At 69.9% G+C, this 14,234-nt stretch carries 14 protein-coding genes; 10 read left to right on the forward strand and 4 right to left on the reverse strand.

From position 1 onward, the window contains the following. On the reverse strand, positions 1-324 hold a 324-nt coding region (locus ORI60_RS00005), incomplete at its 3' end, for a glycoside hydrolase family 25 protein (protein WP_266032390.1). Positions 325-850: 526 nt separating this feature from the next. Here ORI60_RS00005 and ORI60_RS00010 point away from each other — a divergent pair. The 6 genes from ORI60_RS00010 (at position 851) to ORI60_RS00035 (ending at position 5,981) form a co-directional block, all read left to right on the forward strand. Continuing rightward, positions 851-1,135, forward strand: coding sequence for a hypothetical protein (locus tag ORI60_RS00010; RefSeq protein ID WP_266032392.1), 285 nt, complete (start codon positions 851-853; stop codon positions 1,133-1,135). A gap of 61 nt (positions 1,136-1,196) precedes the next feature. Further along, complete coding sequence (locus ORI60_RS00015; protein ID WP_266032395.1) at positions 1,197-2,330, forward strand: glycosyltransferase; 1,134 nt, start codon at positions 1,197-1,199, stop codon at positions 2,328-2,330. Then, positions 2,327-3,337 (forward strand): hypothetical protein, encoded by a 1,011-nt coding sequence (locus tag ORI60_RS00020; protein WP_266032398.1) that lies wholly within the window; start codon positions 2,327-2,329, stop codon positions 3,335-3,337. The genes ORI60_RS00015 and ORI60_RS00020 overlap by 4 nt, the downstream gene beginning before the upstream one ends. After that, entirely contained in the window at positions 3,334-4,842 is a 1,509-nt protein-coding gene (locus tag ORI60_RS00025) for a glycoside hydrolase family 130 protein (protein WP_266032401.1), read from the forward strand. Before ORI60_RS00020 ends, ORI60_RS00025 begins: the two co-directional genes overlap by 4 nt. A gap of 4 nt (positions 4,843-4,846) precedes the next feature. After that, positions 4,847-5,242, forward strand: coding sequence for an HPF/RaiA family ribosome-associated protein (locus tag ORI60_RS00030; RefSeq protein WP_266032404.1), 396 nt, complete (start codon positions 4,847-4,849; stop codon positions 5,240-5,242). Positions 5,243-5,693: 451 nt separating this feature from the next. Continuing rightward, positions 5,694-5,981 (forward strand): STAS domain-containing protein, encoded by a 288-nt coding sequence (locus ORI60_RS00035; protein ID WP_266032406.1) that lies wholly within the window; start codon positions 5,694-5,696, stop codon positions 5,979-5,981. 72 nt (positions 5,982-6,053) lie between these two features. Here ORI60_RS00035 and ORI60_RS00040 read toward each other — a convergent pair whose 3' ends face one another. Beyond that, the gene (locus ORI60_RS00040; RefSeq protein WP_266032409.1) at positions 6,054-7,286 is read right to left on the reverse strand and encodes a PP2C family protein-serine/threonine phosphatase; all 1,233 of its coding nucleotides are present in this window, start codon (positions 7,284-7,286) and stop codon (positions 6,054-6,056) included. A gap of 190 nt (positions 7,287-7,476) precedes the next feature. Further along, on the reverse strand, positions 7,477-8,208 hold the full coding sequence (locus ORI60_RS00045) for a TetR family transcriptional regulator (protein ID WP_266032412.1): 732 nt from the start codon (positions 8,206-8,208) through the stop codon (positions 7,477-7,479). Between the two features lie 95 nt (positions 8,209-8,303). Here ORI60_RS00045 and ORI60_RS00050 point away from each other — a divergent pair, with 95 nt between their 5' ends. Beyond that, positions 8,304-9,218 (forward strand): alpha/beta hydrolase, encoded by a 915-nt coding sequence (locus ORI60_RS00050; protein ID WP_266032415.1) that lies wholly within the window; start codon positions 8,304-8,306, stop codon positions 9,216-9,218. 77 nt (positions 9,219-9,295) lie between these two features. Continuing rightward, positions 9,296-10,264 (forward strand): alpha/beta fold hydrolase, encoded by a 969-nt coding sequence (locus tag ORI60_RS00055; protein ID WP_266032418.1) that lies wholly within the window; start codon positions 9,296-9,298, stop codon positions 10,262-10,264. A gap of 59 nt (positions 10,265-10,323) precedes the next feature. On the opposite strand, the gene ORI60_RS00060 is transcribed toward ORI60_RS00055, so the two are convergent. Next, positions 10,324-10,911: a TetR family transcriptional regulator gene (locus ORI60_RS00060; RefSeq protein ID WP_266032421.1), complete on the reverse strand. Its 588-nt coding sequence runs from the start codon at positions 10,909-10,911 to the stop codon at positions 10,324-10,326. Positions 10,912-11,012: 101 nt separating this feature from the next. On the opposite strand from ORI60_RS00060, the gene ORI60_RS00065 reads away from it, so the two are divergent. Together ORI60_RS00065 and ORI60_RS00070 are read left to right on the forward strand one after the other, a co-directional pair. Then, the gene (locus tag ORI60_RS00065; protein ID WP_266032423.1) at positions 11,013-12,437 is read left to right on the forward strand and encodes an FAD-dependent monooxygenase; all 1,425 of its coding nucleotides are present in this window, start codon (positions 11,013-11,015) and stop codon (positions 12,435-12,437) included. Between the two features lie 207 nt (positions 12,438-12,644). Beyond that, complete coding sequence (locus tag ORI60_RS00070) at positions 12,645-14,108, forward strand: non-reducing end alpha-L-arabinofuranosidase family hydrolase (protein ID WP_266032425.1); 1,464 nt, start codon at positions 12,645-12,647, stop codon at positions 14,106-14,108. The last annotated feature ends 126 nt before the right edge of the window (positions 14,109-14,234 follow it).

Raw genomic sequence — 14,234 nt, forward strand, 5'->3', positions numbered from 1 at the left:
AGCGAAGTGGTACGAGCCGCGGATCATGCCGACGGCCGCGGAACCGTTGTACTGCTGGGTGAACTTGGGATTGCGGTAGCCGGTGCCCTCGGTCGCCTTCATGTAGACGAACCGCTTGCCCGCACGCCACCAGTGCCCCCAGTCGACGTCACCCTGGTGGCTGCTGACGTCGATCCCGTCCACGCGACCCACGTTGCCGGCGCCGAGATCCGGTGGTGTCATGAGCATCTCGCCGGTGCCCTCGTGCTTCGCGATCTGCGACCCCGCAGCGTGGTCCTCCGAACCCTGTTCCGCGTGAGCGGTCGCCGGAACCAGAACGCTCACGACCACAGCGATCGCGGCAACGCGTGCGACGCGCCGGCGCGCACTTGGTTGGGACGGCATCGGTTACCTCCGGGTGGTCAGCGGTCTTGAAACCAGCTACCCCTGCCAAGCAAGGAAAAACCGGACATCACTTTGTCGACACGAGCGAGTGAACACAGCAGCGTTCACGCACTCGCCGTAACGGAACTTCCGCAGCAGATCGATCACCTTCCCGCTGACGCGCCGGAGCACGGTGCGGTCCCACGGACGAGACGAATCCAGATTCCGCGATCTTCCGCATTGCTTGATTCACCACCAGGTCACGCGCTCACAGCATTTCGCGCACAGCATTCGGTGGAGCACCGAAGCACCTCCACCAGCGAAAATCGATGTTTGAAAAGCCAGTCCACGCATTTTGCCGAGCAAAGCTCGATCGGGTGTACAGTCAATTTTGCCGGAACACCTCGCACCTGGGCGGTCAAGCTCATGTCGTACCCGGCGAAGAACTGAAGCGGCTGTTTTCCCGGCCGGGGACGGAAGTCCCGGAATGATGTCCGCATCCCACCTGCCCGTCGCCCCTGCGGCCGACCCGATCCCCGAACGGCGTTGGCGCACAGCACTCACCGGCTTGGGCGACGTCCTGCGGCTGAGCTACCACCACCTCGTCGACCACTGGCGCCGGACTCAACTCGACGGGTTCGTCTCACAACCAGTGCGCGCCATCGACCTGGCCGCGGCGGAAAAGCATCGCCGCACGCCGTCCTCGCGCAGGGCCCGGGTCGAGGTGCGCGTGCTGAGACTGCGCGGTCACGACCCGGACCAGGGGCGTTGACCACCCACCTGCACAGTCCACAGTGGAGCATCCACTTCCGTCGACCCGAAAGGCCCGCTTCGTGGTTCGCACCTACGGTTTTCTGAGCACGTACCCGCCCACGCAATGTGGGCTCGCCACGTTCACCGCTTCTCTGCTGCGCCATCTGACCGCGGTGACGCCGGGAAGCACGGGCCAGGTGGTCCGCGTTCTCACCGAGCCGGACCACGAGCCGGTCGCGATCGCGGGAACCCCGATGGTGCACCAGATGACTCCTGGCGCGGTCGAGGCGGCTGCCGAGGCGCTCAACCGCTGCGACATGGTCGTGGTGCAACACGAGTACGGGATTTACGCCGGCCGCGACGGCGAGGACGTGCTCGGTGTGCTCGCCCGGCTGCGCGTGCCGGTGATCATCGTCCTGCACACGGTGCTCACCACGCCCACGCCCGGCCAGCGACAGGTGCTCGAAGAGGTCGTCGGCCACGCCGATGCCGTGGTGACCATGTCCAAGGCCGCGCGGCAGCGGCTCGTGGAGGGCTACGCCGTCGAGAGGCCCGACGAGGTCGTCGTGATCCCGCACGGCGCGCTCCCCGTCAGGCCTCCCGCTCGCACTCCGTCCGCCGACCGGCCGATGATCCTCACCTGGGGTCTGCTGGGGCGTGGCAAGGGCATCGAGTGGGGCATCTCGGCGCTGGGCGCGCTGCGCGACCTGAAGCCGCGTTACCTGGTGGCGGGACAGACCCATCCCAAGGTGCTGGCGCACGAGGGCGAGACCTATCGCAGGAACCTGCGCAACCGCGCAGCCGCGTTCGGTGTCGCGGACCTGGTCGAGTTCGATCCGACCTACCTCGAGGTCGAGGCGCTGGCGGACCTGGTCAGCCGAGCCGATGTCGTCCTGCTGCCCTACGACTCGTCGGAACAGGTCACGTCCGGCGTGCTGATCGAGGCCCTGGCCGCTGCCAGACCGGTGGTCGCGACCGAGTTCCCGCACGCCGTCGAACTGCTGGCGGACGGAGCCGGGTTGCTGGTGCCCCACCGCGATCCCGCCGCCATCACCGCGGCGCTGCGGCGGGTGCTGACCGAACCGGAACTCGCAGCCGGGATGAGCGAACGTTCGGCGGGTTTCGCCCCGGCCCTGAGCTGGTCGGCCGTCGCGAACCGGTACCGGCGCCTGGCAGAGCGCCTGCTCGCCGCCCGAGTCGTCGTGACCACGTGACAGGTCCGGACTTCGCCCACCTGATCCGGCTCAGCGATGACACAGGCCTGTACGAGCACGCCGACGGTCCGCTGCCGCGCCGCGAACACGGCTACTGCCTGGACGACGTCGCGCGCGGCCTGGTCGTCCTGTGCCGCAACCCGGAGCTGCCCGCCGACCTGGTCCTACTGGTGGAGCGCTATCTCGCCTTCACCGCTCACGCACAGGCCCGTGACGGACGTTTCCACAACCGCCTCGGCCCCGACCGCGGCTGGCAGGACGCGCCAGGGCTCGGTGACTGGTGGGGTCGCGCGTTGTGGGGTCTGGGTACCGCTGCCGCCCGATGCACGGTGCCCTGGATCCGCCACGCGGCACTGGCCTGCTTCGACAGAAGTGCCCATCACCGGCCGCCGTCGGTGCGGTCCATGTCCTTCGCCGCGCTGGGCGCGGCCGAGGTGCTGAGCGTCGACCCCGGCCACTCCCTCGCGGCCAAGCTGCTCGGTGACGTCTCCTCCTACGTCGGCGAACCCGGCGACACACCGGACTGGCCCTGGCCCGAACACCGGCTCTTCTACGCCAATGCCGCACTGCCGGAGGCGCTGATCGCCGCGGGCGACTTCCTCGAAGATCCCCAGATCCGCGACGACGGCCTGCGACTGCTCGAATGGCTGCTCACCGTCGAGACCCGCGAGGCGCACCTCTCACCGACCCCGGCAGGTGGCTGGCGCATCGGTGAACCCCGCCCGGCGTTCGACCAGCAACCTGTCGAGGTCGCCGCGCTCGCGGACGCCTGTGCCCGGGCCCACCAGGTCACGGGCGATCCGAGGTGGCTCACCGGTGTCCGCCGCGCGGTCGCGTGGTTCGACGGTCACAACGACCTCGGCGTGCCCGTGCGCGACAGGACCACCGGTGGCGGCTGTGACGGACTGACCCCCGACGGCCCGAACCACAACCAGGGCGCCGAGTCGACGCTCGCGTTGATCTCCACGCTGCAGCACGGCCGCACCCTGCTGGGGAGCGACGAATGAACGCCGGCGTGACACGCACCTCGCTGCGCCTGCGAGCGGACCCGCGCCGTGTCATCACCAAGCTGTTCGTGCCGGGAGAGGAGCGGCCCGAGCACGAGTCACGGTCCGCGGCCGTGATCCGGCGGGTGATGGCGTTGGACGAGGAGACGGCGTGCACCGTGCTGGACCGCACGATCCGCATGTTCGATGGCAGGCACCGGAACGTCCGGGGCACCTTCGCCGACCACTTCGCGAGCGTGAGCCACCGCCTGTCCCCCGACGTCGAACTGTCCGAGTCCCGCAGGCTGCTCATCGGCGCGTACTTCACCCACGAGTACTCCGTAGAGGGTGCCGCGCTCTGCAACCCGTCCATGGTCACGCATCCCGATCAGAGCGGGATGGCACCGGAACAGCTGAGATTCGTGCTGAGCGTCCGCGGCATCGGTGAGGGCCATCTGTCCTCGATCGGGTTCCGCACCGGGGTGATCGGACCCGGTGGTGCGATCACCGTCGACACACCCCCGAACGTCGTCGCCACCGGACTGCACCGGGAGGCCGTGCACGAGAAGAGCCTCTTCCAAGGCAAACTCGCCGAGTTCGGTCATGACGACGAGGTCTCCGCGGTCCTGAACCGGTGGCTGCCCGCGCGGTTCACCGACGCCGAACTGGACCTGGTGCTGGCCGGCCTGCATCCGAGTCTGGTCGCCCGGCAGGAGGCGCACCGGACCGTCGAGCTGGTCCGGCGGATCGCCGCGTGCAACTACACCTCGGAGTTCCCCGACGACACCGCCATCAGCGGGCGGGTGCTCTGGCCGACCGGCCCTTCCGAACGCCAGGGCATGGAGGACGCCAGATTCGTGCGCTTCACCGACGATGACGGCGAGCAGACCTACTACGCCACCTACACCGCCTTCGACGGTGTCGATGTCGCACCACAGCTGTTGCAGACCGACGACTTCCGCACCTTCAACGTCACACAGACGACCGGCTCGGCCGCCCGCAACAAGGGCATGGCCCTGTTCCCCAGGAAGATCGGCGGCCAGTTCGCGGCGTTGACGCGCGGGGACGGCGAGAGTTCGGCCGTGGTGACGTCCGGCGACATCAGGACCTGGAACGGCGGACACCCCGTGGAAGTGCCCGGCCGGGACTGGAATCTCGTCCAGGTCGGCAACTGCGGTTCGCCCATCGAGACTCCCGAGGGCTGGCTCGTGCTGACCCACGGCGTCGGCCCCGTGCGGGTCTACTCGATGGGCGCGATGCTCCTCGACCTCGACCACCCCGAGCGGGTGCTGGCGACACTGCCCGAACCGCTGCTGCTGCCCGCCGCCACCGAACGCGACGGCTACGTGCCCAACGTCGTCTACTCGTGCGGCGCCCTGCTGCACGGCGACACGCTCGTGATCCCCTACGGCGCGAGCGATGCCTCCATCGGGCTGGCCTCCACGTCACTGCGCGGCCTGATCACCGCCCTGACCCCGCACCGTCATCCGACGGCGGCAGAGCAACACTCCACAAAGGACAAGTGACCAGATGAGCGAACTGCCAGAGGACACCGCGGTGATCACCAATCGGCTGCACCTCGCCACCGGCTTCCTCTCGAACGAACGCGACTGGGTCGTGGAACGCCTGTCCGCGCTCGGCGCGCGCCTGCGCTCGTTCCGCGACGACCAGGTCGATCTCGAGATCAGCGTGAAGGACCGTCGCGGCGTCGAGCAACGAGTGACCTTGGAGTGCTGGATCAACCGCACTCCCCGCCTGCACCTGGTAGCCACCTCAGCCGAGCCGGATCTGCCGGCCGCGCTGAACGAGGTCCGCAACGAGCTGATCCGGCAGGTCGACGAGGCCAAGACCCGAACCGAACCGCGCCACAACCGCGCACTGAGGTCCGTCCCCGCTCTGACCGAGCACGACCAGCCCCAGCGTTGAACGGGGACGGACGACGTCGTTGACGACGTGACCGGTATCCGCCGCCACGGCTCTCGCCGGAGGAGCCGTGGCACGCCACCCACGCTGTGCGCGAGAACATCCAGGCGACCTCCGCTCGCCGACGGGGCCCGATGAGGGGACGGCGATCCACTCCGTCGCGTAACTCAACGCGATGAAGTGACGGCTGAACGGCACATATGACGACCCGATCGAGTGGCAGCACCCCGGCGTGGCTTGTGCGAGGACTCCGCCAGCACCTAACCTGCGGCTTCTCAGCCCTCCGCCCGCCTGGACCCCGCGGTCGCCACGGTTCCCCGAGGAGAATCCCGTGAGCACCGCACATCTGCCCAGGGCGTCCGCGATCGCCCGCAGTGCCTCCCGCCGGCCAGGTCGATCCCCGAGCACCGCGCGATTCACCGTCACAGAACAGTTCGTCCGACGAGGGTCCGTCGTGATCGCGGTTCTCGGCGAGGTCGACGCGCGCAGTGGTTCAGTGCTGCACACCCGTCTCCAGGAACACGTCCGCAAGGCCGGTCCGGATCTCATCGTCGACCTCACCGCGGTGAGTTTCCTCGGCGTGACCGGCCTGGCCACCTTGATGGCCGTGTGGGAGGCGACCGTGACCGCTGAGGTCGAGTTCATCGTGGTGGCACGCACCCGCGCGGTTCTCCGGCCGCTCAGGCTCACCGGATTGGACCGCAAGTTCGACGTGGTCCCCGGCCTGGCCGCGGAACGATGACGGCGGACATCGTTGAGATCTCGTCAGCGCCCCTGCCCGCACCGGGGAGGTGCGGGCGGTGACGGTTCGCGGTCAGCCAGATGTGATGGCCGGGCGCGAGGGCGAGGCGGAGTCCGTGTCGGCGCCGTTGTCGGCTTGGCGTTCGGTGCGGCCGATCCCGTGCCAGTCCAGGCAGAGCACGGTGGCGTCGTCCTGGAGATGATCTCGGTAGGCGCGCCTCACAGCCCTGGTCGCCGCCCGCACCACCTCCCTGGGGTGCAGTGCCTCGGTGTTGCGGAGCAGCGCGGGGAGGTCGACGGCTTCGGCGTCGCGTTCGAACATGCCGTCGGTGAGCAGCATCAGCCTGTCCCCGGGACGCAGGTTCAGCCGTTGCACCCGGTAGGGATGCGGTTTCACGCCGAAGAGCAGGTCCACCTCCAGGTCGAGCTCCTCCACCACGCCCGCGCGCAGCAGCAGTGGTACTGGGTGGCCGGCGTTGACCAGTTCGACCGCGCCGTCGCGCAGGTCCACGCGCACCAGCAGACCGGTCGCCAGTGATCCCAGGCGGTGGTCGAGCAGGGCGAGGTTGGCCTGCTGCGCTTGCTCCACCAGGCCGTCGCCGGCCCGGCGGGACCTGCGCAGCGCACCGACCAGCAGAGTCGCCGTCATCGCCGAGCCCACGTCGTGACCGACGGCGTCGGTCATCGACAGGTGCAGGACGTCGCGGTCCAGGGCGTAGTCGTAGGTGTCGCCACCGATGTCGTGCGCCGGCACCAGGGCGCCGGCCACGGTGAACTGGGCCGCCTCGCAGCAGGACGCCGTCGGCAGCAACTGGTGCTGGATCTCCGCCGCGAGGCTCATCGTCGTCGTGCGCCTGCCGGAGTGGTAGAGATCGGTGAAGCGGCGGTCGGTGACGATGACGTAGGCCAGTGCGTGCGCGGCCTCCGCCAGCTGCGCCAGCACCTCGTCGTCGAGCGAGGGCACGGTCACCTCCAGCACCCCGACGCAGTCGCCGCGATTGGTCACCGGCAGCACCACCCGGACCCCGTCGCCGTCCTGCCCCTGCCACGGCCGCTGGGTGCGCAACACCTCCTCGTAGACGCTGTCGCGCAGTTCAACGCTCTCCGCGCCGCCCCCGCCGAGCTCCCACGTGGTCGAAGCCAGCCGCACCAGCCGCTCGTCACCGACGTCGATCAACAGGAACGACACGTCGACGGCCTCGAACCGCTTCGCCAGATCCCGCGCGACGACCTCGACCGACTCCACCGGCGGTGCGCTCTCGGCCGCCGCCAGCACATCACCCGGTCGCAACACAGCGCCGTCCACGGCAACCTCCGAGCAGTTGGGACCAGCCTAACCGCATCACCCGCACAGGTTGGACACGACGAGGCCACCATCGACTCGCGGATCCGCGAACGGCCGAGCCTCGACGACACTCCTCGCGCAACCAGCCGACAGTCCACAAGGGCCGGTCGGGGCGCGGCCGAGGGCCCTCCGATTGATTTCAGAATCAAAACTAGATTTTGAGACAACGGTAGACGGTCGCCCGGGAGACACCGATCTCCTCGGCTATCTCCGGCACCGGACGGCCGGCCGCGTACATCTCGCGGACCTGCTGCGACTGCGGTTCCGTCAACGCCGGGCGCCGGCCGCCGTTGCGCCCTCGTGGACGTCCGCGGGGGCGCGGGCTCTCGGCTGTCTCCGCAGACGCAGACCCGGAAGGCCCCAGCAGAGCCCTTGCACCGTCGAGGATGAGGCCCTTGATCCGCTCGGGGGGCACGTCGAGGAAGAGCACGACCGGATCACCCAGCCCGGCGACCACCTGCGCTGCCCGGACCCGCGCCTCCAGGCTGCGCCGCGGCCCGCAGACCAGGTCGTTGGCGAGGGCGATGGCCGCGCGGAACCGGTCCGCCACCGGCGCCTGCACCAGCAACGTCATGTCCCTGACCAGCATCAGCAGTGTTTCCCGGTGACGGAGGTAGACGTCGACGTAGCCCTCGATGGCACGCCAGCGCACCGCTTCCGGATCACCGGCGGACTCGGCGTCGCCGAGCGCTGCCTCCAGTTCGTCCAGCAACGGCAGCGTGAGATGGCGGAGGAGCTCGTCCTTCGACGCGAAGTGGTAGTAGAGCGCCGCTTTGGTGATGCCGATCTGGTCCGCGATGGCCTGCATCGACGTGGCGCGGTAGCCGCGTTCCGCGAACAGCGCACGTGCGGCCAGCAGGATCCGTTCCGGCGTCGTGCTCATCCCGCTCCTCGAAATCCTCGGCGACATCTACTTACCGATGGTCAAAATTGTGCTTAGGATGCTGACCACGGGTCAGTCTGCTGGGGAGCGGAGTCATGGACAAGCGGATCAAGGTCACCTTCGAGTCGTCCGGCACCACGTGCGCGGGATACCTCCACCTCCCGGCCGCCCCGGCGGGCAGGCTGCCCTGCGTCGTGCTGTGCCACGGGTTCAGCGGGACGATGGACCGGCTGTTCCCGCACGCCGAGCGGTTCGCCGCCGAGGGGATGGCCGCGCTGGTGTTCGACTACCGGGGCTTCGGCGAGAGCGCGGGTGAACCGCGGCAGGTCGTCGACGTCGACGGCCAGCAGGAGGACCTGCGGGCGGCGATCGCGTTCGCGCGTCACCAGGACCAGGTCGACAGCGGCGCCGTCGTGCTGTGGGGCAACTCGCTCGGCGGCGCTCACGCCATCTCCGTCGCCGCGGGCGACTCCGGCATCGCCGCGGTCGTGGCGCAGATCCCGTTCAACGGGTTCCCCAGGCGCGTCGAGGGACGGTCGACGTGGCAGACCCTGCGGCTGCTGGGAGCCATCTGCTGGGACGCGCTGCGCGGCAAGCTCGGCCTGCGGCCCTACTACATCCCCATGGTCGGCCGGCCCGGCGAGCTCGCGGTCGCGGCCACGCCCGAGGCGGAGCAGCACGTCCAGGCGCTCACCAGTGGTGAGGCAACTTCCCTGTGGCGCAACAGCGTCGCGCCGCGGGCGTTGCTCGGCATGATGCGCTACCACCCGGACGAGGCCGCCTCCCGGCTGACCATGCCGCTGCTGGTCTGCGTCGCGGCCGACGACCGCGAGACACCCGTCGAGACGACCCGGAAGCTCGCCGAACGTGCTCCGCGCGGAGAGCTGCGCAGCTATCCGGGCTCGCACTTCACCTTCTACACCGACCCGGCCGCGCGCGAACGCGCCCTCACCGACCAGATCGGCTTCTTCCGGCGCTGCCTTCAGGACGGCCGAAGCCACTACGGGTGATCTGGATCATCACCTGTCACATCGGACCGTGCCGCCTCGTCCAGTTCTGCGTAGCACTCCCGGAACCGAGGAAGATCATGATCGCAGTTGACGAGACGGCGCCCGGACGACCTGCCCGCAGGCGGCGGTGGCCGCGGTGGGTGGCAGGCACTATCGCGGTGGCGGTGGCGGCGCTGCTGTTCATCGCGTACGCGTGGCAACCGTCCGCTGTGGACGGATACCGTTCGCCTTACCTGAGCAGCGTTCAGTCCCTGTACGCCGACACTCCTGTGGCGCGCTTCCACTACACCAGAACCGGACAGGGCTCACCGGTGGTGCTGATCGCGGGCGGAGCCCAGTGGCAGCACTCCTACCGCGACACCATCCCGGCCCTGGCCGAGCACCACACGGTCTACGCCGTCGATCTGCCGAGCCAGGGCTACACGGAGGCGGCGGAGGACTTCTCGTACGAGATCCCCGCCATGGCGGACGCCATCGGCACGTTCCTGGACGCCGTGGGTCTGCGGAAGGCGTCGCTGGTCGGGCATTCGTGGGGTGGCGCGTGGAGCCTGTCCTTCGCGGAGCGTCATCCCGAACGGGTCGACAGGCTCGTGCTGATGGACTCGCCCGGTCTGGACGAGGAACCGGCGGCGCAGACGGCGTTGTTCGGCGTGCCGGTGGTGGGCGAGGCCGCGGTGAAGCTGATGCGGCGCGCGGACTTCGAGAAGAGTCTGCGTTCGGCCTTCTCCCACCAGGAGCGCGTGACGCCGGAGGTGGTCGACGAGACGTGGGCCTGGCTGTCCGCACCACAGCGGCGAAGCGCCTTCGTCGAGCTCGTCCGCAGCCAGGACTACGGCCCCCTCGACCGGGGACTGGAGCGGATCACCGCCGCCACGCTCGTGATCTGGGGACAGGACGACCAGTGGCTGCCCGTGTCCTACGCCCACGAGTACGGCCGGCGCATCCCCGGCGCGCAGGTGCAGGTGGTTCCGGGCGCCGGGCACAACGTGCACGAGGACGATCCGGCCCGGGTGAACCGCCTGCTCGTCGGCTTCCTCGCCGGCTGACCCCGGTGCGGAGTCATCGGCGGCCGAGCCGCAGGGCGCGGCAGGAGGCAGCGCTCGCCCTACGCGTCCTGCTCGCCGGTCAGGTACCGCTGGATCGTCGGGCCCAGCCACGCGACCACCGCGGCCCGGTCCAGCGCCACGACCGGCGGCAGGCACAGCACGTACCTGGTCAGCGCGAATCCCAGTGCCTGCGTGGCGACCAGCCCGGCCCGCAGCGGGGCCTCGGCGCGGTCCGCGACCAGCGCCGCGACCACGGGCCCGAGCTGAGCCGCGAAGAGCTGGCGCATGCGCTCGGCCGCGGCCTGGTTGGTGACCCCCGCCCGCAGCAGCGCCATGAGCGTGTCGTCGTGCTCCCAGCGGTCCACGAGGTGAGCGGTCAGCCGGGTCCCGACCTCCTCGCGCGGCACGCCGGTCAGGTCCGGCAGCCGCAGGTCGAACTCCGCGGCGGCCGCGAACAGCTTCTCCTTGTTGCCGTAATAGCGCATGACCATCGACGGGTCGATGTGCGCGTCGGCGGCGATCGCCCGGATCGTGGCGCGCTCGTAGCCGTCCGCCGCGAAGCGCTCCCTTGCGGCCGTGAGGATCGCCGCCCTGGTCGCGTCCGAGCGGCGCGCCTTGCCGGTGTCCGTACTGCCCGTCTCCGTCATGTCAACAACTGTAGGCCAACACCTGTTGACATGTCGAGGCCGACGGCCCTAACGTTGCCAACGAGCGTTGGCAAACAACTGTTGACCAGAAGGAGACGGACATGTCCGAGGTGATCGTGGTCGGTGCCGGCCCCACGGGACTGCTGCTGGCGGGCGACCTGGCCGAGGCCGGTGTCGCGGTGACGGTGCTGGAGAAGCGGGACGGCAGGGTGTCGAACCTGTCGCGGGCGTTCGCCGTGCACGCCCGCACGCTGGAGTTGCTCGACGCCCGAGGGCTGGTCGACCAGCTGGACCGCACCGGCGCCGGGCGCGTCACCGACATCCGGCTGTTCGACCGGGTGCACGTGGACCTCGGCACCCTGCCGAGCCGGTTCCCGTACATGCTGGTGACGCCGCAGTACAACGTGGAGCGCGCGCTGCTGGCCCGCGCGGTCGAGGCCGGGGTGGAGATCGTGCACGACGCGGCGGTGACCGCGGTGCGCCAGGACGCCACCGGCGCCGAGGTCGACACGACCAAGGGCACGTACCGCGCCCGCTACGTGGTCGGCACCGACGGCTTCCACAGCGCGGTCCGCCACGCGCTCGGCCTGCCGTTCCCGGGCAAGTCGGTCCTGAAGTCGATCATGCTGGCGGACGTGCGGCTGCGCGAGACACCGCCGGACACGCTGACCGTCAACGGGTCCGGCTCGGAGTTCACGTTCATCGCCCCGTTCGGTGACGGCTGGTGGCGGGTCTTCGCGTGGGACCGGCGCACCGACGTCACCGACGACACCCCGCTGGAGCTGGACGAGGTGCGCGCGATCACGAAGCGGGCGCTGGGCACCGACTTCGGCATGCACGACGCCCGCTGGCTGTCCCGCTTCCACAGCGACGAACGGCAGGCGCCGCGCTACCGCGTGGACCGCGTGTTCCTGGCGGGCGACGCCGCGCACGTCCACTCCCCCGCGGGCGGCATGGGCATGAACACGGGCCTGCAGGACGCGGCGAACCTGAGCTGGAAGCTGGCGGCGGTGCTCCACGGCGCCCCGGACGCGCTGCTCGACACCTACCAGGCCGAACGCCACCCGGTCGGCGAGGAGGTCCTGCGGATCAGCGGCACGATGATCCGCCTGGCGATGGCGCGCTCCCGCTTCGCGCGTGTGCTGCGCGGCCTGGCCGGCGGCACCGCGCTGCGCGTCCCGGCGATCCACCGCAGGCTCACGGGAAGGTTGTCCGCACTGGGTTTCCGCTACCCCGCCCCCGCCGGCGAGCACCGGCTGACCGGCACCCGGATGCCCGACGCGGCTCTCGCCGACGGCACCCGGCTGTACGAGGCACTGCGCGGTGGCCGTTTCGTGCTGGTGGGTTCGGGCGACGTCACCGGCTGGGAGGAGCGCGTGCGGGTCGCCGCCCCCGCGGAACCGGGCGCCGAAACGGTTCTCGTCCGCCCCGACGGCTACGTGGCGAAGGTCTTCACCGGCACGCCGGACGCGGCCACCCTGCGGAACGCGCTCTCGGCACTGGCGGGCGAGTCGGTCACCGCGTAGCGCCGTCCGAACTCCTTGCACCGCTCGGAGGACTTCTCCCGGAAACCCGCCCGTCACATCTTGACGTGATCGATGTTATCGCTCACAGTCCATATGTTCCGATCAATCGTCCAACCTCTAACCCGAGCAAGCCTTGCAAGTGTTAGCGATAACACGAGTTGATGCGCCTCGTGCCAAGTGGTTTCCCGTGACGAAGGGACAGATGCAATGCCGGTGGGATCTGCACGCAACACGAGGTGGCGGCCAGGGGTGGCCGCCGCGGCCGTCCTGGCGTTCGTCGGCGGACTGCTCACGGTGGCCTCCCCGGTGGCGACGGCCGCCACGGTCGACACCACCGCCTGGTACGTACTGCTGAACCGCGCCAGCGGTAAAGCCCTCGACGTCAACGGCGCGTCGACCGCCGACGGCGCGGGCATCGTCCAGTGGGCCCGCACCAACGCCACCAACCAGCAGTTCCAGTTCGTGGACTCCGGCGGCGGCTACTACCGGCTGCGCGCGCGGCACTCCGGCAAGGTGCTCGACGTCTTCAACTGGTCGGCGGCGGACGGTGCCGCGGTCGTGCAGTGGCCCGACGTCAACGGCGCCAACCAGCAGTTCCGGCTGGCCGACTCCGACGGCGGCCACGTCCGGCTGGTCAACCGCAACAGCGGCAAGGCGGTCGAGGTGCAGGGTGCCGCGACGGCCGACGGTGCTCGCGTCGTGCAGTACACCGACTGGAACGGCGGCAACCAGCAGTGGCAGCTCGTCCGGGTCGGCGGGGGCGGCACGTGCACGCTGCCGTCGACGTACCGCTGGACGTCGACCGGCCCGCTGGCCAACCCGAAATCGGGATGGGTCTCGCTCAAGGACTTCACCACCGTCGTGCACAACGGCAAGCACATCGTCTACGGCACGACGAGCGACAGCAGGTCGAGCTGGGGATCGATGAGCTTCAGCCCCTTCACGAACTGGTCCGACATGGCCACCGCCGGCCAGAACACGCTGTCCGTCGGCGCCGTCGCGCCGACGCTGTTCTACTTCGCCCCGAAGAACATCTGGGTGCTCGCCTACCAGTGGGGCGGGCCGACCTTCTCCTACCGCACCTCGAGCGACCCCACCAACCCGAACGGCTGGTCCGCGCCGCAGACGCTGTTCACGGGCACCCTCCCCGTGGGGGCTCCCCTCGACCAGACCATCATCGGCGACGACACGAACATGTACCTGTTCTTCGCCGACGACCTCGGCAAGATCTACCGGGCCAGCATGCCCATCGGGAACTTCCCCGGCAGCTTCGGCTCGGCCTTCACGACGGTCATGACCGACACGAAGGAGAACCTGTTCGAGGCGGTCGAGGTCTACAAGGTCCAGGGCCAGAACCAGTACCTCATGATCGTGGAGGCGATGGGATCCGGCGGGCGCTACTTCCGCTCGTTCACGTCCAGCAGCCTGAACGGCTCGTGGACGCCGCAGGCCGCCACCGAGAGCAATCCGTTCGCCGGCAAGGCCAACAGCGGTGCCACCTGGACCAACGACATCAGCCACGGCGACCTGGTCCGCGCCAACCCCGACCAGACCAAGACCATCGACCCCTGCAACCTGCAGTTCCTCTACCAGGGACGCGACCCCGGCTCCGACGGCACGCCGTACGGCCTCCTGCCCTACCGGCCGGGAGTGCTCACGCTCCAGCGCTAGCGACACGACACGAAGCGGGGGGGGGGGGGGGGGGGGGGGGCCCCCGCCCCCCCCCGGGGGGGCCGCCGGGGGCGGCGCCCCCCACACCGACCCCCCGCGGGGCGGTCCTCCCGCCCCCCCCCGCCC

This window comes from Lentzea sp. NEAU-D7 (assembly GCF_026242055.1).
GTDB lineage: Bacteria > Actinomycetota > Actinomycetes > Mycobacteriales > Pseudonocardiaceae > Lentzea.

Coding starts and splice junctions, on each gene's coding strand:
- ORI60_RS00010 (WP_266032392.1), top strand. CDS start 851: ATGATGTCCGCATCCCACCTGCCCGTCGCCCCTGCGGCCGACCCGATC.
- ORI60_RS00025 (WP_266032401.1), top strand. CDS start 3,334: ATGAACGCCGGCGTGACACGCACCTCGCTGCGCCTGCGAGCGGACCCG.
- ORI60_RS00030 (WP_266032404.1), top strand. CDS start 4,847: ATGAGCGAACTGCCAGAGGACACCGCGGTGATCACCAATCGGCTGCAC.
- ORI60_RS00045 (WP_266032412.1), bottom strand. CDS start 8,208: ATGAGCACGACGCCGGAACGGATCCTGCTGGCCGCACGTGCGCTGTTC.
- ORI60_RS00050 (WP_266032415.1), top strand. CDS start 8,304: ATGGACAAGCGGATCAAGGTCACCTTCGAGTCGTCCGGCACCACGTGC.
- ORI60_RS00055 (WP_266032418.1), top strand. CDS start 9,296: ATGATCGCAGTTGACGAGACGGCGCCCGGACGACCTGCCCGCAGGCGG.
- ORI60_RS00060 (WP_266032421.1), bottom strand. CDS start 10,911: ATGACGGAGACGGGCAGTACGGACACCGGCAAGGCGCGCCGCTCGGAC.
- ORI60_RS00065 (WP_266032423.1), top strand. CDS start 11,013: ATGTCCGAGGTGATCGTGGTCGGTGCCGGCCCCACGGGACTGCTGCTG.
- ORI60_RS00070 (WP_266032425.1), top strand. CDS start 12,645: ATGCCGGTGGGATCTGCACGCAACACGAGGTGGCGGCCAGGGGTGGCC.